This window comes from Streptomyces sp. NPDC001732, from assembly GCF_053596315.1.
Genome location: NZ_JBSFFY010000005.1, coordinates 238,161 through 264,149, shown reverse-complemented (window position 1 = coordinate 264,149; position 25,989 = coordinate 238,161). Strand labels below are relative to the sequence as shown.

The following is a 25,989-nucleotide window of genomic DNA, read 5'->3' as shown; positions in this document are numbered from 1 at the left end:
TCAGCGCCGATGGTACTGCAGGGGGGACCCTGTGGGAGAGTAGGACGCCGCCGGACTCCTTTTGGGAGAGCCCCGTGCCCTTGCGGCACGGGGCTCTTCTGTTTTCACCACCCATACCGCCTTCTGGCGGTTTTTTGTTTTCAGGCCGGAGTGACCAGGTGGGTGTCGTAGGCCAGGATGACCGCCTGGACCCGGTCGCGGGACCCCGTCTTGGCGAGAATGCGCGTGACATGGGTCTTCACCGTTGATTCGGCGAGATGGAGCCGGGCGGCGATCTCCGTGTTGGACCAGCCCTTGCCGATGACCGTGAGGATTTCCCTCTCCCGTTCGGTGAGGGACGCGATGCGCGGGTCCGGGGTGGTGGGGCCGCCGGGAACGGTCGGCAGATGTTGTACATACGCGTCCAGGAGTCGACGGGTGAGGCTCGGGGCCACCACCGCGTCGCCCCCGGCCACGGCCCGGATGCCGGACAGGAGCTCCTCCGGCAGCGCGTCCTTGATGAGGAAGCCGCTGGCGCCGGCGCGGAGACCGTCGTACGCGTACTGGTCGAGATCGAACGTCGTGACGATGAGGACGCGGGTGCGGGCACCGGTCCTGATGATGCGTCGGGTGGCCTCGATGCCGTCCAGGAGCGGCATGCGGATGTCCATCAGGGCCACGTCCGGCCGGTGCCGGGAAACGAGCTCCAGGGCTTCGTGGCCGTTTCCGGCCTCGCCGACGACGGTCATGTCGTCCTGGCTCTCCAACAGCATGCGGAAACCGAAGCGTTGCATCGGCTGGTCGTCCGCGATGAGCACGGTCGTCACGAGGGGGTGGCCTCCAGCATCACGAGGGTCTGTCTTCCGGCTTTCTGCTTCGGCGTCACGAGGGATTGTCTGCCAGGGGGAGCCGGAGCCGCACCTGCCAGCCGGGCGTGGGCGCCGAGGCCGGCAGCGGGCCCGCTTCGAGCGTGCCGTCGTAGAGGGACGCCCGCTCGCGCATCCCGGTGATTCCCTGCCCACTGCTCCCGCGACCACGACCGGTCGGCCCCGACCCCGTGTCCGTACCCGCGTCCGCACCCGTGACGGTGTCCGTGGCGGTGCCCGTGTCCGTGACCAGGACTTCCAGCTCGGCCGGCCCGTACGTGAGGGTGACCTCGGCGGTCGGGGACGGGGTGGTGCCACCGTGCTTCAGCGTGTTCGTCAGGGCCTCCTGCACCACGCGATAGACCGTCAGCTGACGTCCTGCGGTGGGCGGTACCGGTGGGGGCGTGCCGTGGACGTTCAGACACACGGGAAGACCCGCCGTCCGTACGCCGGTGAGGAGTTCGGCCAGGTCGTCCAGGGTCGGCTGCGGGGCGCGGTCGGCCTCGGTTGGGTGGTCCCGCAGGACACCGAGCAGGCGGCGGAGTTCGGTGAGGGCCTGGCGGCTCGTGGTGCCGATGGCTTCGAGGGCCTGGGCGGCCCGTTCCGGGCTCCTGGCCGCCGCGTAGGCGCCGCCGTCCGCGAGGCCCGTGATGACGGACAGGTTGTGGCCGATGATGTCGTGCATCTCCCTGGCGATCCGGGTCCGTTCGGCGGCGGCCGCGAGGAGGGCCTGCTGGTCGCGTTCCAGTTCCAGCCGGTGGGCGCGGTCGACGAGGGCCTCGGTGTACTCCTTGCGGGTCCGGACCACGATTCCGAGCAGTGCGGCGAGGGCGAACGCCCAGAGGTGGGGGGCGATCAGCGGGTCCCAGCTGCGCGGGTGGCGCACCGCGCCGGCCAGGAGCGGGGCGACCACCAGGGCGCCCGCCCACGCCAGGGCCCGCGCGGGCAGCCGCAGCGCGATGTTGAAGACGGCGATCTCCTGGAGGTGGGCGGCCTGGATGACGGCCCCGGACCAGGCGTTCACCAGGGAGACCGGGGCCATGAACGCCAGTACGGCCAGGGGGTGCGTGCGCCGCCACAGCAGTGGTGCGGAGAAGGCGACGCTCATCGCCAGGACCAGTGTCCCGGACACGTTCGGGTCGAGGGCGACGGTGCGCCAGCCGCCCGAGGTGACGTCGAGGACGGCGAACAGTACCCAGGACGCGGCCGGCAGCCCGTTCCAGACCATCGGCCGGCGTCGGTCGAACGCGCGGACCCGCTGGAGCAGGCGTTGTACGGGACCGATGAGCCGGGTGGAGCCGGGAAAGGTGTCCGGGGCGGCCTCCTGGACCCGGCCCCTGTCGTCGTTCGTCACACGCCCATCCTCGCGGTTCGTCATGCCCGGGTCATGCGTCGCGTCGGCGGAGCAGTAGGGCGGCCGCGCCCAGGATCGCTCCGGCCCACAGGCACAGGGCGAGCACGGCGCCGCCCGGGGATGCCTCGCCCGCGAGCGGGGTGGCGGAGCCGAGGGCGCCCGCCGCCTGGGTGGGGAAGTACTTGATCGCGCTCTCCACGGCGTCGTACGGAAGCATGGAGAGGACTTCCGGCAGGATCATGACGCCGCCGATGTAGGCGCCGATGGCGCCGGGAACCGAGCGGAGCAGGGCGCCGAGGCCGAGTGCGATCAGGCTGAGCAGGGTGGTGCCCGCGGCGTTGCCGACGATCGCGCGGAGCACCCCGGGATCGCCGAGCGAGGCGGCCTGGTCGGTGTCGTCGAGGAAGAGCTGTGCGACGAGGAAGGCGAGCAGGGCGGTGGTCGTCATGACGACGAGGACGGTGGCGGTGAAGACCGCCGCCTTCGCCCACAGGACCGGGAGCCGGCGGGGGACCGCGGTGAGCGACGCGCCGTGGGCGGCGTACGAGCGTCCGCCGATCGTCGAGCGGCCCCGGGTGGGTGCGTCGAGCCCGAGCAGCATGCGCATCGTCGTCGACTTTCCGACGCCGTTCGGGCCGAGGAAGCCGGTGACGGTGCCCGGCCGGACGGTGAAGTCGAGGCCGTGGACGACGGTCGTGTCGCCGTACCGCTTGGTGAGTTCGTGAGCCCTGATCATGCGACCGACGCTACGGAGCGGGCCCGTGGCGGGCGTCGGCCCCGGGGCGGGACGTACCGGTGCGCGTAGTACCGGGGTACGACACCGGGTACGGGACCGGGTGCCGGGGCACGTGTCCGGCGGCGGGGCGGAATGTTGTTTGCGCAGGTCGGACGGCAGGGGCAGGATCGGCGGATGGAACATGTGATTCGAGTCGTACGTGCCGAGGAGTGGGATCGGGTCAAGGAGTTGCGGCTGGCCGCACTGCGGGACCCGGTCGCGTCCATCGCGTTCCTGGAGACGTACGAGCAGGGCGTGGCCTATTCCGACGCGTTCTGGCAGGACCGGGCGCTCAATGCTTCCGAGGCCGGGAACGGTGATGTGCGGCAGTTCGTGGCCGTCGCCCCCGACGGGCGGTGGGACGGCAGCATCACCGTGCTGGTCGAACGGCCGGACGCGGAGGCGCGGTTCGGTGAGGCGGCCGGGGTGTACCAGGCGCATGTGGTCGGCGTGTTCGTACGGCCCGAGGCGCGTGGCCGGGAGCTGGCCGAGGAGCTGTTCCGGGCCGGGACGGACTGGGCCTGGTCGTTGGAGGAGCCGCGGATCGAACGGGTGCGGCTGTATGTGCACGAGGACAATCTGCGGGCCGCGGCGTTCTACCGGCGGATCGGGTTCGTGGCGACCGGCCGGTCGGTGCCGATGCCGGGCGACCCGTCCAAGCGCGAACTGGAGCACGCGGTGAGCCGTCCGGAATGAGCGACCGGAGCGACCGGAGTGAGCGGGTGGTGCGAGCGGTGGTATCGGTGGGGGCGGGGGGTGTCAGCGCGAGACGGTGAGTTCCTGGGTCCAGCGGGCGCGGGCCTGTTCGCGGGAACGGAGGAGGACCAGGGCCGACAGGCCCATGGCCTGACCGGTCGACAGCAGCTCCGGAAGCCGGGGGAGCGGGGCCACGGCGGCGACGTCGTCGAGCACGAGCGTCATTGGTGGGTCGAGCCGACCGTCGGTTGACCGTGCGGCCAGGCGGCGGCCGTGCTCGACCACGTATGAGGCGAGTGCTGTGAGCAGGGGCATTGCCCCCGGCCCCGAGCGGGGGTCCTCGATCGGCTCACCCACCACATAGAGGGTGCCCCCTTCGGCCACGAAAGATTCCAGCACCAGCGAATCGGCACGGTTCGGCGTGCAGGCTTCGCGGATGTGGACCGAGGAGAGCACGGCGAAGGCGCGTACCGTCAACGCCTGTGCCATCTCCCGGCGTTCGGGGTGCGAGGTGAGTGCGGATTCCAGCAGTCCGGCGAATCCGGAGGCCGCCTTGGGGTGCGTACGGAGCAGGCGCACCGGCTCGTGGGCGCTGTTGCCGAGGGCCCAGCGGTGGACCTGGCGGAAGGGCCGGCCGTCGATGGCGGCGGCGTGCAGCCAGCACCGCAGGAGTGTTTCGGCGGTGTCGGCGGTCGCCGCGTCGATACGGGCCTGCGGCCGGACGGGGGCCAGGAGGGCGGTGGAGCGGGCGGTGGCCGTCTCGGGCTGCTCGCAACCGGCGGTGGGAGACCAGTGCAGCCGGGCCGGGGTGTCGCAGAGGTGGCCCGGGTCGTAGACCAGGACCGGGCCGAGCTTGGCGCGGGCGTCCTTCGTCTCGGCCCAGACGGTGGGGTCGGAGGTGACGACGAGCGCGGGCCCGTCGGCCTCGTGGATGGCGTGGACCGCGGCGGGGCGGCGGGTGGCGGCGGAGCCGTAGACGACGAGGGGTGTACGGGGGGAGGGGAGCGTGGGCAGGGCGGCGGCTGCGGGGTCTGGGGAGCCGGTGGAGCCGATGAGGCTTGTGGGGCTTGTAGGGCTTGTGGAGTCCGTGGTGCTTGCGGGGGCTGTGGTGCTTGTGAGGGTGGAATCTGCGGCCGCGGCGCCGGTGGTTCCTGGTGCGGGAATGGTGGGTCGGTGCGTGTCGGCGGATTCGTGGAGTCCCGACAACGGCTCCGTGATCTCTTCCGCCGCCGTGTTCGCGGACTCCCGCGGGTCTCTGCGGGGGGCCGGGGCGGAGGCTTCGGCGTACTGCTGCTCCGGCTCGTGGGCGTACCCCCGTCGCTGCTCCCGTTCCCCTTCCCGTTCCTGTTTCCGCTGCTTCCCTCGCTTTTCCTGCTTCTGCTCCAGGTGCTCGTACCGCTGCTGTTCCTTCTTCTCCAGGCGTTCGGCGCGCTGTCCGGCGCGTACGACCCGCCAGCGGGCCAGGACGCCCAGCACGAACACCGTCAGGACCAGCAGCACCATCAGTTCGCCTATGAACAGGCCCCAGAAGAGTCCGTAGCCCGAGAGTTCGTCCGCCGGGGTGTTCGGCCAGGCGGCCGGGAGGTCGTGCGGTGCGGTGACGAGTCGGCGCATCGCGAGAGGGGTCTTGGGGAGCGTGACCCCCTCGGGCCAGGCGCCGTGCGCGAACAGTCCGGCCAGGCCGGTGGCCATCCACGCCAGCAGCGTCAGCCCGAGCAGGAAGCCCAGCAGGCCGATCAGCAGGCCGTCCGGGATGCCGCCGCCGGTGCCTGCGCTGCCGCCGGTACGTTCCTCAGCGCGCCCCGCCACGTCAGGCCACCGTTGACTCGGACGACTCGTTCAGCCGTTGCTGGTGCTCGATCCGCGCGGCGCGTTCCTCCGCCTCCAGGTCGGCGGCGCGTACGTCGTCCGGGAGGAGTTCGGCCGCGGAGGACTCGGTCATCGCGCGGTCGGTGAAGACGAGGGGGCGTTCGGCTTCGGTGATCAGGTGTTTGACCACCTGGACGTTGCCGTTGACGTCCCAGACCGCGATGCCCGGGGTGAGGGTCGGGATGATCTCGACCGCCCACCGGGGCAGGCCGAGCACCCGTCCGGTCGCTCTGGCCTCATCGGCCTTCTGGGCGTAGATCGTTCGTGTCGACGCCATCTTCAGGATCGCCGCGGCCTCGCGGGCCGCCGCCCCGTCGACGACGTCGCTGAGGTGGTGGACGACCGCCACGAACGACAGACCGAGGCGTCGGCCGAACTTCAGCAGGCGCTGGAAGAGCTGGGCGACGAAGGGCGAGTTGATGATGTGCCAGGCCTCTTCCACCAGGAAGATGCGTTTCTTCCGGTCGGGCCTGATCCAGGTGTGCTCCAGCCAGACGCCGACGATCGCCATCAGGATCGGCATCGCGATGGAGTTGCGGTCGATGTGCGAGAGGTCGAAGACGATCAGCGGGGCGTCGAGGTCGATGCCGACGCTCGTGGGGCCGTCGAACATGCCGCGCAGGTCACCGTCGACCAGTCGGTCCAGGACGAGGGCGACGTCCAGGCCCCAGGCCCGTACGTCGTCCAGGTCGACGTTCATCGCCTCGGCGGACTCGGGTTCCGGGTGGCGGAGCTGTTCGACGATGTCGGTCAGGACCGGCTGGCGGTCGGTGATCGTCTCGTTGACGTAGGCGTGGGCGACCTTCAGTGCGAAGCCGGAGCGTTCGTCCAGGCCGTGGCCCATGGCGACTTCGATGATGGTGCGGAGCAGGGCGAGCTGGCCGGTGGTGGTGATCGAGGGGTCGAGCGGGTTGAGCCGGATGCCGCCGTTGAGCGCGGCGGTCGGGTCGAGGCGGATCGGGGTGAGGCCGAGCTCCTGGGCGATGAGGTTCCACTCGCCGACGCCGTCCTCGCCCTGGGCGTCCAGGACGACGACCTGGCGGTCGCGGAAGCGGAGCTGGCGGAGCACGTAGGTCTTCTCCAGCGCGGACTTGCCGTTGCCGGACTCGCCGAGGACCAGCCAGTGCGGGGCGGGGAGCTGCTGCCCGTACAGCTGGAACGGGTCGTAGATGTAGCCCTTGCCGGAGTAGACCTCGCGGCCGATGATCACGCCGGAGTCGCCGAGGCCGGGGGCTGCGGTGGGCAGGTAGACGGCCTGGGCCTGTCCGGTCGATGTGCGGACGGGCAGTCTGGTCGTCTCCACCTTCCCGAAGAGGAAGGCGGTGAAGGCGTCCGACAGTGCGGACAGCGGGTCTCGCATGGCGTGACCGACCTCCCTCTCGTTTCTCTCGGTCGTCGTCCGTGGCTGGTGGGTCGTCGATGGCTGGTGACCGGCGGCCGGTGGGGCCGGCCGGTCCGGGGTTCCGTCGGCTGCCGGTGGTGTGGGCGGCGGTCGGCGGTGGGTGGTCGGTGGTCAGCGGCGGATGCCGGTGGCGAACGGCAGCGTGTTCACGAAGGCGCGGTGGTGCTCGCGGTCGCACCACTCCAGTTTGAGATACGACTTGCCGGCCGAGGCCCGGATCGTCCGTTTGTCGCGGGCGAGGGCCTCGGGCGAGCGGGACGACACGGTGATGTACCCCACCAGGTTCACCCCGGCGGCGCCACTCGCGAGATCCTCACCCCGCTGGTCGAGCCGGCCGTGCGCGGCGATGTCGCGGGGGTCGACGGTGCGGTTCATCTTGGCCTGGCGGTTGGCTTCCGCCTCGTCGTTCGTCTTCTCGGTGAGCATCCGCTCGATGGCGACCTCGGTGGGTTCGAGGTCCATGCAGACCGCGACCGTACGGATCACGTCGGGGGTGTGGACGAGGAGCGGGGCCAGGAAGTTGACGCCGACGGGGGTCATCGGCCATTCCTTCACCCAGGCCGTGGAGTGGCACCAGGGCGCGCGGGTGACCGACTCGCGGGTCTTGGCCTGGAGGTACGTCGGCTCGACCGCGTCCAGTTCGGCCGGCCAGGCGTTGCGCTTGGTCATGGCCTGGATGTGGTCGATGGGGTGGTCGGGGTCGTACATCGAGTGCACGAGGGAGGCGAGCCGGCTCTGGCCGAGCGGCTGGCGGACCCGGATGTCGGCCTCGGCGAGGCGGGCGCAGATGTCGGTGAGCTCGCGTGCCATGACGACGGCGAGCCCGGCGTCCCGGTCGAGTTTGCGGCCGGTCCGGGCGGCGCGGGCCATGGCGTTGGCCTCGGCGGCGAGCTCGCGGGTGTAGTGCATGCAGGCGACCAGGTAGGCGCGGTGCTGCTCGCTGGAGGTGGAGACCATGGACTGGAGCTGGTCGTACGACTCCTGCAGCCAGGCCGGGGAGGACTTGTCGCCGCGCTGGGCGACGTCCTTGGCGTGTGCGTCGGGGTCGGCGGGGAGGGTGCGGGCCAGCATCTGGAGGCGGGTCACGAAGCCGTCCCCGTTGGCGACGTGCTTCAGCAGGGTGCCGAAACGGTCGACGAGCGCTTCCTGGTCCTCGCTGTCGCGCAGGCCGACGCCGGGGCCCTCGATCTCGATCGCGGCGGTGACGGTGCGGCGGTCGGCGTGCAGGAGTACGGCGATCTCGTCCGGCCCGAAGGGTGCGGAGAGCCAGTTGATCCGGCCGATGCCGGGGGGCGGTCCGATCTCGACCTCGCGTCCGTCGACGCCGACGCCCGCCTCCATGGCGGCGGAGCGGTAGGTCGTGCCGCGGCGCAGGGTGCGCTTGTAGCTGCGGTTGATCTCGAACCATTTGTAGAAGGTGCGGTGCTTGTACGGGAGGTACACGATCGCCAGGGCGAGGAACGGGAACCCCGTGAGCAGCGCGATCCGCAGGGACAGGACGGGGACGATCAGCCCGCTCATCATGCCGAGGAACGCGCCGACGATGATCAGGGCGATCTCGCCGGTCTCGCGGTTCTTGCCGACGATCGCGTTCGGCCGGGCCCGGCCGATGAGATACGTGCGGCGGGGCGCGATCGTGTGGGACGGAGTCGTCAACGCCCTCCACCTCCCGTGCTGTTGTTGCCTGAACTGCCTGATCCGCCGCCTCGGTGGGAGCGGCTGCCGTGCGGGGTGCCGGAGGTCGGTGCCGATCCGCTGCGCGGCGACGGCGCGGAGGCGCCGCCGGAGCCGCGGGAGCTGTGCGCGGCGACACCGCCGCTGATCGGATTGGCGGGCCTGCCTCCGCCGTTGCCGCCGTCCGAGCCGCTCTGGCCGCTGCGGCCGCTGTGCGTCTTGATGCCCTGGGAGACGAGGGCGGCGGGGGAGCTGACCAGCGCGGCGGCCTGGGAGCCGTCGGTGGCCTGCTTGCGGTTGGTGCGGGCGCCCTGGATCTCGTCGCCGAAGCCGGGGACGAACCGGTAGATCATCGCGGAGGCGAAGATCGCCAGCAGGATGATGGCGAGACCCGACACGACGGCGGAGAACGCGTCCGGGCCTTCGCCCTGGGAGAGCGCGCCGGCCAGTCCGAGTACGACGACGATGACGGGCTTCACCATGATCACCGCGATCATGATGCCCGCCCAGCGCCGGACGTGGCCCCACATGTTCTTGTCGACGAGCCCGGCGTAGACGACGGTGCCGAGCAGGGCGCCGACGTAGAGCAGGGCGGCCCGGATGACGAGCTCCAGCCAGAGGATGCCCGCGGCGAGGATCGACACGAGCGAGACGACGATCAGCATGATCGGCCCGCCGCCGATGTCGGAGCCCTTCTTGAGCGCTTCGGCGAACGATCCGAAGAAGACGTCCGTCTGCCCGCCGGAGGAGGTGGCGATGACCTCGGTGACGCCGTCGGTCGCGGAGACGATCGTGTAGAGGATCAGAGGGGTGAACGCGGAGGCGAGCACCGTCAGCCACAGGAACCCGACGGCCTCGGAGATCGCGGTCGTCAACGGCACGCCACGGATCGCCCGCTTGGCCACGGCGAGCAGCCACAGGACGAGCGTGAGGATGGTGGAGGCGGCGAAGACGATCGCGTACTGCTGGAGGAACTTGGTGTTCGTGAAATCGACGTTGGCGGTGCTCTTCACGGCCTCGCTGAGCTTGCCGACGATCCACGCGGCGGCGTCGGCGCAGCCGCGGGCGAGGGAGGAGAGCGGGTCGAGGGAGTCGTTCAGGCCGGAGCGAGCGGTGTCGGCGGCGGGGGCGCCGGCGTCGCCGTCCTCGCAGTACTGCTTCGCAGGACCGATCAGCAAGTCACAGGCATTGTTGCTCGCGCTGGGACTGGGACTCGGTGCCGTAGGGGTGGGCGAAGGTTCGGCGAAGGCACGAGCCGAGAAGAGGACAACAGCTGTTTGAACCGTTGCCAGTGCGGCGATGACGGAGCGGGCTCGAAGGCGCAGGCTATCGGGCATATGTGAAGCCTCCGTACTCCTCAACAGCCTTGCTGATCTCGTCCGAGGTAGAGGCGGCGACATCGCCGGGAACTGGGGCGGGGCCGTCTTTCTGCGTGTCGCTGACGGCCTTCCAGCCGTCGTTTGTCCAGCTGAGTTGTACGGTCCAGGTCTTCCACGAGGTTCTGACGGGGTCGGTGGATCCTGCTCCGGACATACCGATCAGTCCCGTGTACCAGACCGACACCTTGGCCGTGTCGCCCTCGAAGGATTCGACCTTCGTCCCCACGGGGATCGTTCTTGAGACGAATGTGCTGCCCTGCGGGGCGTTCCCGGAAGGGTCCAGTCCCAGCTTCGCGAGGAAGTCGGCGGAGTATGCGGTGTCCTGCGGTCCTCTGAGTTTCGCCGCTGCCTCAGCTGTGTAAATGGTGTTCACGATCTCGTGACGGCTGTCTTTCTTGAACATCCCGACAGAGCCCAGCGCCACCGCGTAATTGGACGCCGCGCTCTGCGCCCCCTGCTCGTCGTGGGCGAACCCCGACGGGATCGTTCCGTTCTTCCCCGTCACCGGCTTCGTTCCCGTGGCCGCCGTGGACGACGAGTCGGGCTTGCTTCCCGCGCCCCCCGAACCGTCGCCGTCGTCGTTCCTGTCGCCGCCGCCCATGTTGGCGAAGGCGATGGCCGCGAGGAGGAGGACGACCACGCCGACCACCGTGACGAGGGAGCGTGGTTTGCGGGCGGGGCGGCGGGAGGCGCCGTAGCCGTCGCCGCCCTCGCCGTCGGGAAGTCGGGTACGGGTCTGGCGCGTGCCGCCGATGGTGCTGTACGCATCGTCGGTACGGACCGAGTCGCCGCCGTAGCCGCTCTCGTCGCCGTGGCTCATGCCGCGTACGCCCCCTCAACCGTTTCCTGAACCGGGTAGTACGACGGTAGCCGTGCAGGTTTCCGCGCGGACGCGGTGTGATGACTCGACATCAGGGAGACGCAACCTCTGCCGGTGGGCACGACGGACGGGTGGTGGGGGTGGGCGGGACTGCCCCTGGCGTGGAACGACTGCCGGTCAGACGGCCATTCCGTAGACGATGGTGAACACGGTTCCCAGCGATCCGATGATGAACACACCGGTCAGACCGGCAACGATCAGCCCCTTGCCCTGCTCGGCGCTGAACGTGTCGCGCAGGGCCGTGGCGCCGATGCGCTGCTTTGCCGCACCCCACACCGCGATGCCGAGGCACAGCAGGATGGCGATGGCCATCACGACCTCGATCATTACGCGGGCCTCGTTGCCCAAGGTCCCGAACGGCCCCCAGTTCGGGGCGATTCCGCCGATGATGGTGGTGATGTCGCCCTTTTCCGCTGCCAGGATCATGTAAGTCACCGCCCCTGTTGGGTAGTTCATTGCCCCCTGCCGCACGGCACGGGTCGCTCTCTATCTTCGCTGATGAAACTGCTCTGGCACGACGACTTGACGGCTCTCTTTACCCGGATCCCGCACGTTTGACCGATCCGGCTGCCCTGACCAGCGGATCGAGCCGGATGTGACCGAATACGTATGGTTACTCTGTGTATCACGGGGGGTGACCCCGGGCAATGATTGCCATTCCGCCACCCTGGCCGAGACTTTTGTGCAGGCCTCGACAGGTCCCCGACCTGGTCGGAGCAGGGGCGCTCAGAGCAGAGGGTGGCGCGGTACGGGAGGCCGGGGCGGGGTCTTCCAGGATCGTGGTGGCCGGAAATCGCACCAAGTGCCGTCGAAGGGAAACGTTCCGGCCTCGGCGAGCCGTGCGACCGAGTGGCCCTCGTCGCGGATGGCAGATGCCTCGTCGGCCGACCAGTAGGCCGGATCGCCGGTCTTCTCGGCGAAGGACTCCTCGTCCTTCCACCGCCAGCTCCGGTCCGGGGCCACGTTGATGTCGAGCTCGTGGTCGGCGATGTCGATGTCGTCGCCGCGGTGGATCCGGCGCTCCAGGTTCACGTACCAGCCGCGGAACTTCTGTCGACGGCCGAAGAGCCAGAGCACCGAGTGCGCGGCGCCGTTCGGCTGGTAGAAGAGCGCGTTGCCCATCGGCCACCGGTCGGCGACCACCGGGTATCCGCCGGCCGGGCGGTCGCCCGGGGCGATGTCCCGCAGGTGCGCCCCGTTCGGAAGGTCCGTGCGCCACATCGGGGTGCCGGTCTCCATCCACACCAGCTGGCCGCTGTCGGTGCGCTCGACGAGGCGTACGGGCACCGACGCGCTCAGGTGGCCGCCTATGAAGAAGTTCCAGTGGAGGATCCGGCCCGGCTCGTCGTTCATGCCGTTGATCGTGCCCGCGCCGCGCAGGTCGGACACGTGACCGGACACATGTCCGGATCATCTGCCGGATCTGCCGCGTAACGGACCTGTCGGGCCGTCACGCGGGGTTCGGCCGAGGGGGCAGGGGGGTGGCCGAGTCGTCATTCGGTGCTCGGTCGAGCCGTCGTACGGTACGCGGCCGCTACGGACCGAACGCGCGGCGGCAGCCCGCGCGGCAGTGGCCCGTACGGCAGTGATCCGGGCGGTGACGGGTCGTACGGTGGCTTTTTCGGGGCCGTGTCGGGGCGGTGCCTCAGTCGGAGGCGATGCCCCGGGCGGCGAGGATCTCCTCCTTGAACGGGACGCCCAGTCCGCAGTCCCGGGCGCCGACGATCCGCCGCAGGTTCGGCAGCAGGTCGAGGTCGTCGAGCGAGCCCACGTCGAACAGATCGTCCTCGCCGTCCCAGACGGGGGAGCACTCGTAGTACACCTGGAGCCCGCCGTCGACGAGGAGGGTGTCCACCGTCGCCAGCAGTTCCTCGCTGATCTCCAGCGCCTCGAAGTAGGTGCGGGCCTCGTCGAGCACCGTGTAGGCGAGGTCGTTGTCGAACGCGTAGAGCTGTGCGTCGTTGGCTCCCTTCGCCTTCAGGCACTCGTCGATGCTGAAGGCCGGGGTGAGCGTCTTGTCCTGGTACATGAGTTTTTCGATGACCAGCAGTTTGAAGTTGAAGTCGCGAAAGGCGGGCATGCCGGGACCTTATACAGGCCCTCCGACACAGGCTCCCGAGCGCAGGGAACACAGACTTCCGAGCGCGGGGAGCCGGAGCGGTGGGACTGCAGGACTGTCAGTCCCGCCTGCCAGACTCGTACACATGACCAGCAGCACCGGATCTTCCGTTCCGCTCCCGGCCAATCACCGTGTCTCCGAGACGTACGTCGACTGGGCGCGCGTCCATGCCCCGGAGGCCGAGGCCGAGGCCCGTGACGTGCTGGAGAAGGCGGACCGGGGCCGGCGCGGGGCGTGGGAGAAGCCAGGACGGTTCGTGGGCGAGGCGGAGCGTCTGGCCCGGGGACTGCCAGTCGCTCATCTGCCGTGGTTCTGGGACACCATCGGGCACTGGATGCTGGAGACGCACCGCCGTTCCGCCGCCCGCGCGTACGGGTACGCGCGGGCGGCGGAACGGGCGCACGAGCTGCCCGTCGACCCCGGCTGGAGGTGGGCGAACCTCCGGCTGTTCGCCCGGTTCGGCGCGCTTCCGGCCACCGAGATGGGCGGCGCCCCGGCCTGGCTGGCCGAGGTGTTCGAACCGGGCGACGCGCACCGCGAGTTCGTGGGGCTGCTGACCGTCTGGGCGGCGTCGCCGGGGGAGCTTCCCGCCGATCTGGCCCGCCGGGTCCGGGACTCCGCGCGCACGGCCGGTCTCGGCGCCGACGAGGAGGCGCGGGTGCTGGGCGAGGTGCTCGCGTCCGCCCGCGGCAAGGCCGTGCCGGACCGCCTGTTCGACACGGCGCTCGGTCCGCTCGCCGCCCACCGGCCCGGCGACGACCTGGCCGCGGCCCTGCTCGACCTGTTCCCCGAGTCGAAGAACGACGCGGCGGCCTGGCTGCGGCTGCTCATCGGCTGTGGGGCCGCCGACGCCGCCGCGGCCGGCCGGATCGCCCCGGAGGGCGGCCTCGGCGAGTGGCTGCGGCGGTACGCCGCCCGGTACTCCCACCGCAGGTCCGACGGTGGGGTGTGCCGCCAGGCCATGCCCGTCGAACTCTTCGACCTGGTGGCCCGGTTCGCGCCGCTGCTCAAGGCGGACGGCACCCCGGTCCGGCTCCACGAGGACCGCTACCGGTGGCAGCACCTGGACGCCGACCTCCTCGACGTCTGTCTCGCCGAGGGCGTCCCCGTCCACGACCCCGGCCCCGCCGTCCCCCTGGAGTTCTGGGACGGGCAGGCGCGGCGCGATCTGCGGGCCCTCGCCTCCGACCCCGTGTTCGGCCCCCGGCTCGAAGGCACGGTCCACGCCGGGCTTCGGTCCCGCGGCGGCACCGCCATCAGCCGGCTCCCGCACAATCCGGGCATCGCGGCCGAGGTGCACGGCCGGATCGAGAAGCTGCTCGACACCCTGCGCGGCGGCGGACTCGCCGCGGCCGACGAGGCCGTGGACGAGCTGCACGGCCTCCTCGACCGGCCCACCGCCGTCGCCCTGGAGGGCATCGACGAGGCCCTCGCCGCGCTGGACCTCACCGGCCCGCTGGCCCGTGCCCTGCGCGCGGGACTGCCCGAGGAGCTGGGCTGGCCCGCCCTGGAGGAGACCCTCGCCGCATTCCGGCCGGACGAGACGGTGCACGTCACCTGCACCTGGCCGGTGCTCACCGTGTACGGGGAGACCCGTGCGTTCGCCGTCGACCACGCGGGCCGGTGCGGCGAGCACACCCTGGAGCTGCCGGAGGGCGTCGGCCGCCCCACGGTGCACTGGGTCGGCGGCCAGTTCCTCGTCTCCTGGCCGGGCGCGGGCGACGACGGGTCCGGTACGGCGGCGTACTGGTCAGGCAGCCCCGCCGACACATTCGAACCGGAACAGTCCTACGGGCTCCGCCCCTACGGCGGCAGCATCCAGGGCGGCCTCGGCTACCAGTTCCGGACCCCGGACGGCGGCGGCCGGTTCGACGGCGAGAACGTGCTGCGTCCCGGCGACACCAAGGGCATCGGTCACCGCGACTACCAGATGTACGACGGCCGGGACTTCTGGAGCACCGAGGTGTTCGGCGAGGACCACCGCAGGGGGTGGGCCCGGCTGGACCCCGTCACCGGTGTGCCCACCGCCGACCGCACCCTGCCCGAGTTCCACTCGCCCGACACGTTCCCGGACGGCACCAAGCCCTTCCCCGACCACCGCATCCTCGCCGAACTGCCGCCCGGCGCCCCGCCGTCCCCGCTCGGCCAGGACGGCAGGCTCACCGGCTGCCGGGTCAACCACCGCACTCCGTACGCAGGTCCCTCGCCCCGCGAGTTCGAGCTGGAGTCCGTCGACGGCCGTACCGCGTCCTACCGCACCACCACCTGGGGCCGCCGCCCGTGGGGCATTCTCGGCCTTCCGGCCGGTGGCGAGGACACCGTCCTGGTCGGCAGTACCACCGTCCGCTGCCACGCCGCCGGGGACAACTCGCTGCTCTGGCAGGTCCGGGGCTTCCCCGGCAGCCGCCACGGCGGACCGGTCCGGGCCACCCTCGGCGAGCAGGCCGGGCCCGTGCCGCCGCCCGCCTTCTGGCACTTCCTCACCCCGCGCGACGAGCAGTCCTCCCGTGCACTGCGCGCGGTCACCGACGAGGCCGTCCGCGAACTGCTGCGGGCCGAAGCCGACACCGACACCGACACCGGCACCGGCACCGGAACGGGAATCGGAACCGGGATCAGCACCGGCGCGGATACGGGTGCCGAGGCCGGAACCGGGATCAGCACCGGCATCGGAACCGGAACCGGAACCTGTGCCGGGCTGCCCGGGGTGACCGACCCCCGCGTCCGGCAGGGCGTCACCCGCGCCGTGCGGCTCGCCGCCGATGTGCTGCACCGCCTGCGGGAGTTGGCGCACCGGGTGGCCGTCATGCGCTCCGGACCGGTCGTCGAGCTGCCCGACCCGGTGCCCGACACCCGGCTCGTCCCGGCCCTGCACGACCTGCTGGCCCAGCTGCGGGGCTACGAGGAACGGCCGCCGCAGCCGCAGCCGGCCCTCCTCACCGCAATCGCCGCCGACGGCCGGTATCTGCGCGGCGAGATCGACGACGAGGTGCGGGTGCTGGCGCTGCCCGCTCCTCCGCCCGAGTGGGCGGCGCTGACCGGCCGGATCGACGCCGTGGCCTGGCGGGCGGTCGTCACCGCCACCCCGGACGAGCACCGGCAGGCCCTCACCGCGCTGCTCGACGTGTGGAGCCGCCAGCCGTTCGCGGAACGGGGCACCACCTGGCGCATCGGCCGCGCGCCCGAGCCCCGGATCGCCGAACTCCGCTCGTCCGGCGGCCCGGTGGCCTCCGGACCGGTCCGCAGCGACCTCGTGCCCTTCATCCACCGGGCCGCCGACCCGGCGCCCGCCGGTGCCGAGGAGTGCGAGACACACACCGTCACGGGTGACGACACCACCCGGCTGCCCCGCCTGCTCGCCCTCCTCACCGAACGCGGCCCGCTGCCGGTGCCCGAGGAGGCCGTGGACCTGTTCCGGTGGCGTACGGGGGTGCCGCGCGCGATCGCCGCCCTGGTTCTCGACGGTTTCGCCGGCAGCGACGACTACGCGGCGCACCTGAAGCTGTGCCGCGCCAAGCCGTACAAGGCCGACCGGGCCCTCGTGCACGCGTACGGCGACCTGCGGCGGCGCCTCGGTCCCGTCGGCCGGCGCGCCGTGCTCGCCGCCGCCGTCCCCGCCGACCCGGCGGACCTCTGGGGCCCCGGCGGCATGACCGCCGCCGCGGAGCGGATGGCCGCCGAATGGTCCGAACGGCTCGCGGTCACCGCGTACGCCGACGACGGCAGCCACGCCGCCGCGCTCGCGGATGCCCACGGCCTGTCCGCCGCCTGGGCCACCGCCCTGCTCACCGGCCGTATGGAGGAAGCCCCGCTGGACGCCGACGGGATACGGGCCGCCGTCACCGCCCTCACCTGGGCGTTCACCGAGCGGCCGGTCGGCGATCCGGCCGCGACGGGTGCCCGAGCCCTGCTCGACGGGCTCACCGAAGCCCTTGCCGGTTCGCTCGCGGACATCTCCGCCGACGCCCCCGCCGACCTGCTCGCGGCCCTGCGCGCGCTGGCGGACCGCTCGGCGGAAACGCCGGTCCCGCCGGGCCAGTACGAGGCGAACCCGCTCTTCAGCGCCCCGGAGCTGGTGGGCGAGGTGGCGGCGGCCCTCGGCGTCAGCCGCGACGCGGCGTCCCTGCACCTCCAGCTGCACGGCCTCGACCGCCCGGCCGACCGCACCGTACGCCGCTGGAACACCTGGACCCTCGACCACCACCGCGCCGTCCGCAAGGAACTCACCGTCGCGAAGGCCCCCCGCCCCGCTGCCACTTCTGCCACCCCTGCGGCCGTCGTCCCGTCACCCGCACACGAACGGTTCGCCCGCGCCTGGGCGGAGGCGGACGCTCCTCCTCGGCGGTGAGGCCCGGAGCCCGGCGGTGAGGCCCGGAGCCCGGCGATGAGGCTCTCCCGCCCGGTGGCGTCACGTGTCGAACTCGCCCACCCAGGAACGGTCCAGAAGGCGGACGGGCAGGTACTCGGACTCGACCTCGATGGGGAAGCCCGCGTCGTACGCGAGGCATGCGACGGCCAGCGGCCCGAGGGTCAGAAACCCCGCGGTGTCTCCCGAACGCTCCGGCGTGCTTCAGTACGCCTTGTGGAGTTCCAGGGCCTCCACGAGCGCCTGGTTGAACCCGGCGTGGTCCTTGCGCAGGAACCGGTGGAAGAGGTTGAGCGGTGGGTACAGCACGCACTGGAGCAGATCGCGCGGCGTGATCGTGACGATGTCCGAATGGGACTGTTCGACGGCCGCCGTCAGTTCCTCCGGCAGCCCCGGCCGCTCGCGCCAGTACGTCTGCAGGGGGTCCACCCAGTGGTGGACGTACTCGTCGCCCTCGGCGCCGGACGACCGCAGGAGATCGAGCGAAATCCGGCACATTGCGTCCATGCGGGGCTGGTCGCGGCAAATAATGACGAACCAGAGTGTGGTCAGCCAGTTTCCGGCGTTTGCGTGGAACTGGGGACCCGTTGCATTGATGGTGCGCATTTCGTGTGCGATGCGCGTCTCGATCAAGCCTTCGGTGACGGAGGCATCCGCGCCAAACAGGCCGAAGCCGCCCGCCTCGCCAAGAGACCGACCACCGACCTCGGCATTCCACGCCCCTGTCCCGATTCGACAGGAGCTTGGCCCGTGTCGTGCTACCTGCCGATTCGCTCTTCAATGAACTGAGACACGCGAGCGAACCTGATCAACTCGTCTTCGGCCGGCGCACCGCTGTGTCCAACCAGTACGCCCAGCGTGACCAGACGGAAGATCAGCGCCCGCAAGAGCATCTGAGCACCCTCGGCGCCAGGGAGCGCCGAGTCCGCCAAGTGGTGTCCAGCCTGGTGATGGAGCAGGCCATCGACCACCACGATCGCATCCGCATAGGCAACCGGTCGCCAGTACGGCGAGAAGTCGATGATCGCGGGGGCGAGACGAGGCGCGAAGAGAACGTTTCCCGTCAGGTCTCCGTGAATGAGCTGCGCACGCGCGTCCACGGGTTCGCGGAGCGCCTGCAGTCTGGTGAGCAACTCGTAGATTTGCGCTGGTACTTGCGCATTTGCTTCGCCCCAGGCAACCCGATCAGCCACCGCCCACGGGTGCTGGCGCACGTCCAGTCGATCAGGACGCGGCACATCCCTGAGAGCCTCATGGAAAGCTCTGCCCGCAGCCAACAGAGAATCCCACCTGCCGGCAGGCCCCGGCTCGCCTGTCAGGAATCGGGTCGCCACCCATCCCCCGACGACGAAACCGCCGCTCACGGAACGCAGAAATTGCGGGACACGAAAGTCCTTCCGTTTCTGCAGACCGTCCATCAGCCTCGCGGCCCACTCCACGTCCGCACTGTCACCGGTCGGCTTCAGCACGACATCGCCCACTCGGACACTCTGCCCCTGGCCTCCTTCAAGCGGCTCAGGCCGTCCAGTGAGCTGGAACGCCTTCAGAACGGACGGCGGCGGCAGGGCTGTGTCGGTCACAGGAGTCACACCGGGCATCTTTCAGGACTGGCACCGTCTCACGCACCCGCGTTTCAGCGGACCTCCTCATCACCGGAGATCCCAGGTAGGGGGCGGCCTGGGCGATCCCGTCGAGCGCGTTGCCGAACACGTAGCCCCAGGTGTTGTCGTGCTCCTGGGGGTAGGGGATCGCCAGGTTCCCGGAACCGAGCTCCTGCGTGCTCGCCGAGTCGCCGGGCTGTTCGCGCAGCGGCGCGCCCGTCCGGAGCAGCCGCACGGTCGGCCCTCCGCAGGGCCGGGGGCGGGGTGGCTCCGGGAACGTGACGAACCGGCGGGCGACGGATTCTCCGTGTCGCCCGCCGGTCCGCCCACCTGCTGGTCCGTCCGCCTGCCCGCCCGCCGGTCGTGCCTGCGCCTTGCGGAGCCGGTCGCGCCTGCGCCTGTGGAGCCGGTCCCGTCTACGCCTTGCGGAGTCGGTCGCGCCTACGCCTTGCGGAGACGGGCGACGACGCCGTCGAGGTCGCGCTTGAACAGGTCGGGACGGACGAAGTGGCCGCCGGGCACCTCGTGCCACTCGTGCGGGATGTTCGCCTTGCCCAGCAGGCCGCGGAACTCCCGCTGACCGGCCAGGACCTGGGTCTCGTTGGCCGTGTCGAACCAGTTGATCGGGTCGGGGCTGGTGCCGGCGACCATGAAGACCCGCTTGTTGCGGTAGCTCTCGATGCGCTGGACCGGGTTGTCGGCGCTGACCCGGGCCTCGTCCCACAGCGGTGCGCCGTAGACCGTGCCGCCGCCCAGTTCGATGGCGGCGGAGGACACGTTGGCCCAGTGGGCGACCAGGCCGAAGTCGCGGCGCAGGCTGGCCGGTCCGGAGTGGGCGCTGACCGAGGCGAAGTGGCCGTAGTACTTGGCCGCGTACTTCAGCGCGCCGAAGCCGCCCATCGAGAACCCGGAGACGGCACGGCCGTTGTACTCGGCGTACGTACGGAAGTTCGCGTCGATCCACGGGAGCAGCTGGGCGATGTGGAACGTCTCCCAGTTGCGGGGGCCGACATTGGAGCTGACCGGGTTGGAGTACCAGCCCGCGTGGCCGCCGTCGGGCATCACGACGATGATCGGCTTGCCCGCGGTCCAGTCACGGATGCCCATGCGGTCGAAGGTGATGAAGTCCTGGTCGGTGCCGCCCCCGTGGAAGAGGTAGAGGACGGGGTAGGTGCGTCCGCTGGTGTGGTAGCCGTCGGGGAGCAGGACGTTGACGCCCGGGTTCCAGCCGATCGCGTCGGTCTGGAAGCGGTAGTACCACATGCGGCTGTTGCTCTCGTTGCGGTCCACGATGCGCAGCCCGAAGCCGTCTCCCGCCGCCTGGGCTGCGGTCGCCGTCCCGAGGACGCCGGCCCCGCCGAGGGCCGCCGCGGCGGAGAGCCCGCCGACGGTCTTCAGGACACTTCTGCGGGTGGGGCGGTGCTCGCTCAAGATGACCTCCTGGTCGGGAGTGGGGGAGTGGGGGGAGTGGGGGAGCGGGAGAGAAAGGGGGAAAGGGGGAAAGGGGGAAAGGGGGAAAGGGGAGTCAGTTGTCGGTGATCCAGGTGCCCTTGTCGGGGTGCCAGTGGATGGTGGCCTTCTGGAATTTCTGGGCCTTGCCGCCCGCTTCGTCGACTTCGTCGGTCAGGGGGTAGCCGAGTGCGCTTTCGTGCCCGGCGGCGTGGAAGGCGTCGTAGATCGCGCCGTGGACGGTGTGGGCACCGGTCTGCGGGGACCAGAGGAACAGGCCGCGCTGGAAGAACTGGTAGCGGCCCCGGGTGCCGTCCGGTGCCTGTGCGGCGTCCGCCTCGTCCGTGGTGGGGAAGCCCCAGCGGCGTTCCGCGTCCGTGTCCCAGAACTTCTTCAGGATGTCGCCGTAGATCGCGTGGGCCACGTCCGGGTGCCAGATGATGATCCCGTTCCGGAAGAGCTGGAAGCGCCCGCCGAGCGAGGAGTTCTCCTCGGCGCGGACCGGCCGGCCGAGCGGTCCGTCGGGGCCGCCCATGGCGGCGTATTTGGCGCCGATCGTGCCGTACGGCTGGAACGCCTCGGCCATCAGATTGCGGGCGGTGCCCTCTGCCTGGGGGTAGCGCTCCGGGTACGCGGAGCGCTGGACGGCCTGGGCCAGCTCGCCCGCGGTGGCCCAGCGGGGTTCCATCTGCTGGGCCACTTCGAAGAACTTGTTCGCCGCGTAGGCGACGTCGAGGCACTGGGCGGGTTCGCACCAGCCCATCGAGGGCCGCTGCTGGAAGACGCCGAGCGAATCCCGGTCTCCGCACGCCAGGTTGTTCATGCGGGACTCGACCCATCCCGCCTCGAAGCCGGCGAGCATCACCTTGTCGGACACGCCGCGGCGCTGCCCGACCTCGTAGACCTTGCGGGTCACCGCGATGTCCCGGTTCGCCGGAATGCTGCAGAAGAATTCGGCCGGGGCGGAGTTCCCGAGGGGGCCCGGCACATCGTTCGCGCTCTGCGCGAAGGCCGGGTTGCCGAGGCCGGACACGACCACCGCGACCAGCAGGACCGCTGATCTCCGAATCGCGCGTCGTTCGGTCGAGCCACGCACGTGTCTGCTCCTTCGTGTCAGAGGGGCCTTGCGGAGAAGGGGGGACTTGCCGAGCGCCAGGTGGTCGGCGTCGGCATCGGGGTCGGCTCGGGAGCCGTTCCCGGCGGCCGACGGCTCAGGGCAGTACTACGAGGTGTACGAGGTTGGGGGTGCGGCCCGTCGGCCAACGGTCCGCAAGGTAGTCAGGAGGCATCGGGCGGCACATCCGGAACGATCCGGAGTGACAGCCCGCGACGCGGATGCCGACACTCACCGCACGGGCTCGGGCCGCGGACAGTCGGGCACCCGGGGATGGTCCGTCGTGCGTACGGCGGGCAGCCAGGCCGAGGAGCGGGTGGCACCGGCCGGCAGACGGACCCGGTACCACTGGGTGGAACTCGCGTCCGACTCGTCGATGATGGGCGTCCCCTGGGGAAGGCGGCAGTAGACGGCGAGGACGTCGCCGTGCCACACCCGTGTCGGTACAACGTTGTCGATGGTGTACGGCTGAAGGGGATCGATCGCCAGGCCGAGGCTGCACTGCGGGCTCCGGTCCGTACGGCCCCGGCAGTCGTCGTCGGCGTTGAACACCCGTAGCCGCCCCGGCGGTTCACCGAGCGCGTCCGACGCGGCGTTGCCGACGGCGTGCGACCAGACCGTCGCGGCCACCGCGCACACCGCGACGGCCACCGGAACGGTGCGGCCCCACCGGCGGCGACGTGCCGTACGGGCCGAGGACGAGGGTGAGGGCGGGGGCGATTGTGCCGAACGGGACGACGGCGAGGGCGACCGTGCGGTGATGCGCGCCAGGAGGCTCTCGGCGCTGTGCGCGGCACGGTCGGCGTGGGTCGGGGCCAGGCAGTCGACGGCCAGGGCACGCCAGAACGGCGGCAGTGCGCTGTCGATCCGCAACGGCGCACGCCCCTCGGCGTACTCCTGGACCGCCGCGCCGCGTGCCGCCGGTGTCGCGCCGGGGAACGGCGAGGCGCCGGACGCGAACACCTCGTGGATCATGATGCCCAGGGCCCAGATGTCGGCGCTGGGCCGGACCTCCACGCCGTGTTCGCCGAGCGGGGCCTGCCAGCGCTCGGGCGGGAGGTAGTCCGGGGTGCCCATCGGCGGCGCGTACCCGTGGGTGCCGTCGGTGCCGGTCAGTTCGGTGGCGAGCCCGAAGTCCGACAGCTTGAGCGCGCCGTCGGCCATCAGCAGGATGTTCTCGGGTTTGAGGTCGCCGTGCACCCAGCCGCTGCCGTGCAGATGGGCCAGACCTTCACAGATCTCGGCGAACAGCCGGGCGACGTCCGTCTCCGCGGCTCCGGCGTCGAACACGTCCCGCAGACTGCGCTCGGCCCGCTCCATCACCAGCACGATCGCACCGTCCAGGAACGCCCGGTCCGGATCGCTGATCACGACGGAGTCCAGCAGGCGGATCAGCCTCGGGTGCCCGGCCCGGTGGCCGAGCTCGACCTCGCGCCGGGCGCTCTCCGCGACCTTGCGGGCCTGGCGCGGTGCGAGCCCCGCGGTCGGCAGGAACTTGAGCGCGACCTCCACCGGTTCCGCCGACCGCGCCGGTTCCGCCGACCGCGCCGGTTCCGCCGACCGCGCCGGTTCCGTAGGCTCCGCCGACTGCACCGGCTTCTCCGTCGGGCCGTGGACCAGCCCCTCCGCAAGCCCCTCCGCCGCCCCTTCCTCCGGGCCGTCGACCGCGCGGCCCGCGTAGACCGTTGCCCAGCCACCGGACGCGAGGGCTTCGGTGACCTCCCAGCGGCCGACCCGGTAGCCGCGCGGGAGCAGCTCCATGCGGTCACTTCCCGATGTGTCGCCCCGCGCATGCACCGTCTTCGCCTCCGGTCCCCCGCCCGCACCGGTGCGGGCCGCCGCCCCCGGTGAGTCCGCCGCACTCGGTGAGCCCGCGGCTTTTCGTGATCCTGCCGCAGCATCCCGTGGGCCCGCAGCGTTTCGAGGGCCTGCGGCTCAACTGCCCGGATCCCGCTCCCGGACGCGGGTGGTGGCCCGGGGCGGGAGCAGCGCCAGATGCTCCTCCCGTACGAGTCCGAACCGCAGCGCGATCCCGACGAGCGCCTCCCGTTTTCCGTTGCGGCGCGCCCCTCCCGATCCGTTCTCGACCGGGGCGCTGATCCGCATCTTCTCCTCGGCGAGGTAGTCGATGTGCGAACTGACCGCCCGAGCCTTCAACCGGCCGCACGCGGCGTGCCCCCGGAGCCGCTCGACGATCTGCGGGGTGGTCGGGACCGCGACCGGCGACTCGTCGCGCAGCCGCGGCTCGCAGAGCGCGACCAGGACCAGGAAGTAGAGGGCCGTCTCGTCCAGTGAGTACGCCATGACGGTGCGGCCGTCCCACGGGCCCGCCGGGCCGTCGGGGTCCAGGTAGACGTGGTCGGGTGCGAACACCTGGAAGGAGACGGTGGTGTTGCGGCGGGTGGGCAGCACGACCCGGGAGAACTCGAAGGGGATGGGGGCGCCGGCCCGCCGGGGAGGGACCCGCAGGTACTCACCGGCTCCCTCCGGGTTCTCCACCAGGTAGCTCTGGGTCCTGCTGTGGTTGCTGAGCTGCCAGTGGTCGTCCGTCACCCGGATCTCGCCGGCCAGCCGTGAGATGGCCTCGTCGTCGAGGCGCAGTTCGACCGGGATCGTCGCGGAACCCCGCCCGAAGCGCGCGGTTTCCCCCGGGCCGAGCCGCAACGTCACCGGATCACCGCACGGCACTCCTTCGACGTCACCGCTTCTCCGCGGCAGATAGACCACTATTCCGCTCAGTGTCCCCACCTCGCCCCGTGTCGGGTGACTCCCACGCCCCTCGAACGTTACCCACCCCGCGGAGCGGTCCCCGTCCGGATTCTGGTCGTTCTCGGGCTGCCAGCAGTACGTCCGTCACGATGCGGCGCTGTCTCGAAAGGAGCCCCGGCGGGGGCTCGCGCCGGGCGTCCAGCTTCGGGTTCTCGCACGGGGAGGAGTGCCCGATCCGGTCGGACGCTGCACGGAAGCCGACGTTCGGCAGGGAGTATTCGCCGTGGAGCACGGCTTTGCCCGCTTTGGCGAGCTGGCTTGATCTGGCGCATCCAACCGCCCCGGCCGACCGGCTGCCACGCCGACCGCCCCAACAACTGTCACGTCGACTGTCGCAGTGGCCTCAGCTCCTCGCCCTGCCGTCGTCGACGGCTTCGGCGAAGTGGTCGAACTCGCCGGCCGCGACGCCCTTGGCGAACGCCTCCCACTTGGCCCGGGTGGTCGTGACGATGTTGGCGGGGTCGCCGGTCTCCCGGAGGTGGACGGACCCGTCCGGGCCGAAGGCGATCTCGATCCAGGGACCGGGCCCCTCCGCACCCTCGGGCGCGGCCCGGACCCAGGTGAGTCCGGTGGGGACTGCGGGGTCCTCGGATGAATCAGGGGCCTCAGTCACGGGTGTGGCTCTCCTTGAGCATGCGTACGAGGGCGGCCCAGGCGGCGGGTGTGGTGCGGAGTATCGCCCCGGTGGGGTCGCCGGATTCGGTGAGGCCGACCGTGCCGGGGGCGAGGACGGCCATGTGCACACAAGAGTTGCCCTGGGCGCAGTAGGACGACTTCTGCCATGCGGGAGCGGACATCTCGGGTTCCTTCACGGGTCGCGGGTTCCTTCACGAGGCGCAGGTTCTTCACAGGTCACGGACGATGTTGTGGATGAAGTCCCTGGAGTCGTCGCGGTCCAGTGCCGTGGCCTCCATACGGCCGAGCAGTACGCGGTACTTCTCCAACTGGGCCTCGGTGTCGAGGAAGACGGGTCCGTGGGACTGGTCCAGATTGACGGTGTCGAGCTGTGGCACCGGACCCAGGAAGTAGTAGATCGACTGGCCGGACCCGGCGAAGGCTCCTGTGGAGAACGGGATCACCTGGAGTGTGATGTGCTCCCGTTCGCCCAGGTCGAGGAGGTGCTGGAGTTGCTTGCGGGCCACCGCCGAGCCACCGAACTGCATGCGCAACGCGGCCTCGTGGATGACGGCCCGCTGCGGTGTCGGGGATTCCCGGAACAGGACGGTCTGCCGCTTGATGCGGAACGAGACGCGGTGCTCGATATCGGGAGGTGACAGCTCCGGTACGTCCTGGCGAAAGATCTCGCGCGCGTACTCGGCGGTCTGGAGGAGACCAGGGATGTGAACGGTGACCGCCGTCCGCAGCCGGAGGGCGTGGTGTTCGATCTCCGCCAGATCGAGCAGGGGGGCGGGCAGGATCTCGCGGTACTCCTCCCACCAGCCACGCCTGCGGTCGCCGGTCATGGCGGCCAGTGCGTTGACCAACTCGTGGTCCGAGCAGTCGTAGTGGCAGGACAGCGTGCGCACCCGCTCGGCGCTGACGCCGTACCGGCCTGCCTCGATGTTGCTGATGCGGGCCTGGTTGCCGCCGAGGAGCCTGGCGGCCTCGGTCGCGGTGATCCCGGCACGCTCACGCAGCTTGCGGAGTTCCGTTCCCAGCCGTTGGCGACGGGCTGTCGGTGCGGTGCTGGTTGGCAT

The 25,989-nt window shown here is 71.0% G+C and carries 21 protein-coding genes and 1 pseudogene; 2 read left to right on the top strand and 20 right to left on the bottom strand.

Annotated elements, in window-relative coordinates; all coding sequences use genetic code 11:
• Nucleotides 1-140: 140 nt before the first annotated feature.
• The 3 genes from ACWCXX_RS08950 to ACWCXX_RS08940 are packed head-to-tail and all read right to left on the bottom strand — an operon-like array spanning nt 141 to nt 2,935.
• Complete coding sequence (locus tag ACWCXX_RS08950) at nt 141-806, bottom strand: response regulator (protein WP_451125638.1); 666 nt, start codon at nt 804-806, stop codon at nt 141-143.
• Nucleotides 807-861: 55 nt separating this feature from the next.
• Complete coding sequence (locus ACWCXX_RS08945) at nt 862-2,223, bottom strand: sensor histidine kinase (protein WP_451125637.1); 1,362 nt, start codon at nt 2,221-2,223, stop codon at nt 862-864.
• Between the two features lie 7 nt (nt 2,224-2,230).
• A complete protein-coding gene (locus ACWCXX_RS08940; protein ID WP_451125636.1) occupies nt 2,231-2,935 on the bottom strand; it encodes an ATP-binding cassette domain-containing protein in 705 nt (234 codons plus the stop codon).
• A gap of 174 nt (nt 2,936-3,109) precedes the next feature.
• Here ACWCXX_RS08940 and ACWCXX_RS08935 point away from each other — a divergent pair, with 174 nt between their 5' ends.
• The gene (locus tag ACWCXX_RS08935; RefSeq protein WP_451125635.1) at nt 3,110-3,670 is read left to right on the top strand and encodes a GNAT family N-acetyltransferase; all 561 of its coding nucleotides are present in this window, start codon (nt 3,110-3,112) and stop codon (nt 3,668-3,670) included.
• Between the two features lie 63 nt (nt 3,671-3,733).
• Here ACWCXX_RS08935 and ACWCXX_RS08930 read toward each other — a convergent pair whose 3' ends face one another.
• The 8 genes from ACWCXX_RS08930 to ACWCXX_RS08895 form a co-directional block, all read right to left on the bottom strand.
• On the bottom strand, nt 3,734-5,479 hold the full coding sequence (locus ACWCXX_RS08930) for a type VI secretion protein (protein ID WP_451125634.1): 1,746 nt from the start codon (nt 5,477-5,479) through the stop codon (nt 3,734-3,736).
• Nucleotide 5,480: 1 nt separating this feature from the next.
• Nucleotides 5,481-6,899, bottom strand: a complete 1,419-nt coding sequence (locus ACWCXX_RS08925; protein ID WP_451125633.1) for an ATP-binding protein — start codon at nt 6,897-6,899, stop codon at nt 5,481-5,483.
• Nucleotides 6,900-7,052: 153 nt separating this feature from the next.
• Nucleotides 7,053-8,597: an SCO6880 family protein gene (locus ACWCXX_RS08920; protein ID WP_451125632.1), complete on the bottom strand. Its 1,545-nt coding sequence runs from the start codon at nt 8,595-8,597 to the stop codon at nt 7,053-7,055.
• Nucleotides 8,594-9,952, bottom strand: a complete 1,359-nt coding sequence (locus ACWCXX_RS08915; RefSeq protein ID WP_451125631.1) for a hypothetical protein — start codon at nt 9,950-9,952, stop codon at nt 8,594-8,596. Before ACWCXX_RS08915 ends, ACWCXX_RS08920 begins: the two co-directional genes overlap by 4 nt.
• The gene (locus tag ACWCXX_RS08910) at nt 9,942-10,814 is read right to left on the bottom strand and encodes a hypothetical protein (protein ID WP_451125630.1); all 873 of its coding nucleotides are present in this window, start codon (nt 10,812-10,814) and stop codon (nt 9,942-9,944) included. Before ACWCXX_RS08910 ends, ACWCXX_RS08915 begins: the two co-directional genes overlap by 11 nt.
• Before the next feature lie 177 nt (nt 10,815-10,991).
• Nucleotides 10,992-11,300: a hypothetical protein gene (locus ACWCXX_RS08905; RefSeq protein ID WP_072489575.1), complete on the bottom strand. Its 309-nt coding sequence runs from the start codon at nt 11,298-11,300 to the stop codon at nt 10,992-10,994.
• 300 nt (nt 11,301-11,600) lie between these two features.
• Nucleotides 11,601-12,227: a DUF402 domain-containing protein gene (locus ACWCXX_RS08900; RefSeq protein ID WP_451125652.1), complete on the bottom strand. Its 627-nt coding sequence runs from the start codon at nt 12,225-12,227 to the stop codon at nt 11,601-11,603.
• A 292-nt stretch (nt 12,228-12,519) separates the two neighbouring features.
• Nucleotides 12,520-12,954 carry a DUF6892 domain-containing protein gene (locus ACWCXX_RS08895; protein ID WP_451125629.1) on the bottom strand — a complete coding sequence of 145 codons (435 nt, stop codon included), beginning with the start codon at nt 12,952-12,954 and terminating at the stop codon, nt 12,520-12,522.
• Nucleotides 12,955-13,078: 124 nt separating this feature from the next.
• On the opposite strand from ACWCXX_RS08895, the gene ACWCXX_RS08890 reads away from it, so the two are divergent.
• The gene (locus ACWCXX_RS08890; protein WP_451125628.1) at nt 13,079-17,341 is read left to right on the top strand and encodes a hypothetical protein; all 4,263 of its coding nucleotides are present in this window, start codon (nt 13,079-13,081) and stop codon (nt 17,339-17,341) included.
• 60 nt (nt 17,342-17,401) lie between these two features.
• Here ACWCXX_RS08890 and ACWCXX_RS08885 read toward each other — a convergent pair.
• The 9 genes and pseudogenes from ACWCXX_RS08885 to ACWCXX_RS08845 all read right to left on the bottom strand — a co-directional run bounded on the left by ACWCXX_RS08885 (nt 17,402) and on the right by ACWCXX_RS08845 (nt 25,989).
• Nucleotides 17,402-18,025, bottom strand: a pseudogene (locus ACWCXX_RS08885) (immunity 49 family protein).
• A 92-nt stretch (nt 18,026-18,117) separates the two neighbouring features.
• Entirely contained in the window at nt 18,118-18,840 is a 723-nt protein-coding gene (locus ACWCXX_RS08880; protein ID WP_451125627.1) for an aminoglycoside phosphotransferase, read from the bottom strand.
• Between the two features lie 561 nt (nt 18,841-19,401).
• Nucleotides 19,402-20,391: an alpha/beta hydrolase gene (locus ACWCXX_RS08875; protein ID WP_451125626.1), complete on the bottom strand. Its 990-nt coding sequence runs from the start codon at nt 20,389-20,391 to the stop codon at nt 19,402-19,404.
• A gap of 94 nt (nt 20,392-20,485) precedes the next feature.
• Nucleotides 20,486-21,505, bottom strand: coding sequence for an LGFP repeat-containing protein (locus tag ACWCXX_RS08870; RefSeq protein WP_451125625.1), 1,020 nt, complete (start codon nt 21,503-21,505; stop codon nt 20,486-20,488).
• 249 nt (nt 21,506-21,754) lie between these two features.
• Entirely contained in the window at nt 21,755-23,284 is a 1,530-nt protein-coding gene (locus tag ACWCXX_RS08865) for a serine/threonine-protein kinase (RefSeq protein ID WP_451125624.1), read from the bottom strand.
• 174 nt (nt 23,285-23,458) lie between these two features.
• Nucleotides 23,459-24,262, bottom strand: coding sequence for a serine/threonine protein kinase (locus ACWCXX_RS08860; RefSeq protein WP_451125651.1), 804 nt, complete (start codon nt 24,260-24,262; stop codon nt 23,459-23,461).
• Nucleotides 24,263-24,635: 373 nt separating this feature from the next.
• Nucleotides 24,636-24,905, bottom strand: coding sequence for a DUF397 domain-containing protein (locus tag ACWCXX_RS08855; protein ID WP_451125623.1), 270 nt, complete (start codon nt 24,903-24,905; stop codon nt 24,636-24,638).
• The gene (locus ACWCXX_RS08850; RefSeq protein ID WP_451125622.1) at nt 24,898-25,089 is read right to left on the bottom strand and encodes a DUF397 domain-containing protein; all 192 of its coding nucleotides are present in this window, start codon (nt 25,087-25,089) and stop codon (nt 24,898-24,900) included. Before ACWCXX_RS08850 ends, ACWCXX_RS08855 begins: the two co-directional genes overlap by 8 nt.
• Nucleotides 25,090-25,137: 48 nt before the next feature.
• Nucleotides 25,138-25,989: a helix-turn-helix domain-containing protein gene (locus tag ACWCXX_RS08845; protein WP_451125621.1), complete on the bottom strand. Its 852-nt coding sequence runs from the start codon at nt 25,987-25,989 to the stop codon at nt 25,138-25,140.

Excerpts from the sequence above, each read along its gene's own strand:
- ACWCXX_RS08945 (WP_451125637.1), bottom strand. The coding sequence starts at position 2,223 with ATGACGAACCGCGAGGATGGGCGTGTGACGAACGACGACAGGGGCCGG.
- ACWCXX_RS08940 (WP_451125636.1), bottom strand. The coding sequence starts at position 2,935 with ATGATCAGGGCTCACGAACTCACCAAGCGGTACGGCGACACGACCGTC.
- ACWCXX_RS08935 (WP_451125635.1), top strand. The coding sequence starts at position 3,110 with ATGGAACATGTGATTCGAGTCGTACGTGCCGAGGAGTGGGATCGGGTC.
- ACWCXX_RS08925 (WP_451125633.1), bottom strand. The coding sequence starts at position 6,899 with ATGCGAGACCCGCTGTCCGCACTGTCGGACGCCTTCACCGCCTTCCTC.
- ACWCXX_RS08915 (WP_451125631.1), bottom strand. The coding sequence starts at position 9,952 with ATGCCCGATAGCCTGCGCCTTCGAGCCCGCTCCGTCATCGCCGCACTG.
- ACWCXX_RS08910 (WP_451125630.1), bottom strand. The coding sequence starts at position 10,814 with ATGAGCCACGGCGACGAGAGCGGCTACGGCGGCGACTCGGTCCGTACC.
- ACWCXX_RS08905 (WP_072489575.1), bottom strand. The coding sequence starts at position 11,300 with ATGATCCTGGCAGCGGAAAAGGGCGACATCACCACCATCATCGGCGGA.
- ACWCXX_RS08900 (WP_451125652.1), bottom strand. The coding sequence starts at position 12,227 with ATGAACGACGAGCCGGGCCGGATCCTCCACTGGAACTTCTTCATAGGC.
- ACWCXX_RS08895 (WP_451125629.1), bottom strand. The coding sequence starts at position 12,954 with ATGCCCGCCTTTCGCGACTTCAACTTCAAACTGCTGGTCATCGAAAAA.
- ACWCXX_RS08890 (WP_451125628.1), top strand. The coding sequence starts at position 13,079 with ATGACCAGCAGCACCGGATCTTCCGTTCCGCTCCCGGCCAATCACCGT.
- ACWCXX_RS08865 (WP_451125624.1), bottom strand. The coding sequence starts at position 23,284 with ATGGAGCTGCTCCCGCGCGGCTACCGGGTCGGCCGCTGGGAGGTCACC.
- ACWCXX_RS08850 (WP_451125622.1), bottom strand. The coding sequence starts at position 25,089 with ATGTCCGCTCCCGCATGGCAGAAGTCGTCCTACTGCGCCCAGGGCAAC.
- ACWCXX_RS08845 (WP_451125621.1), bottom strand. The coding sequence starts at position 25,989 with ATGCCAACCAGCACCGCACCGACAGCCCGTCGCCAACGGCTGGGAACG.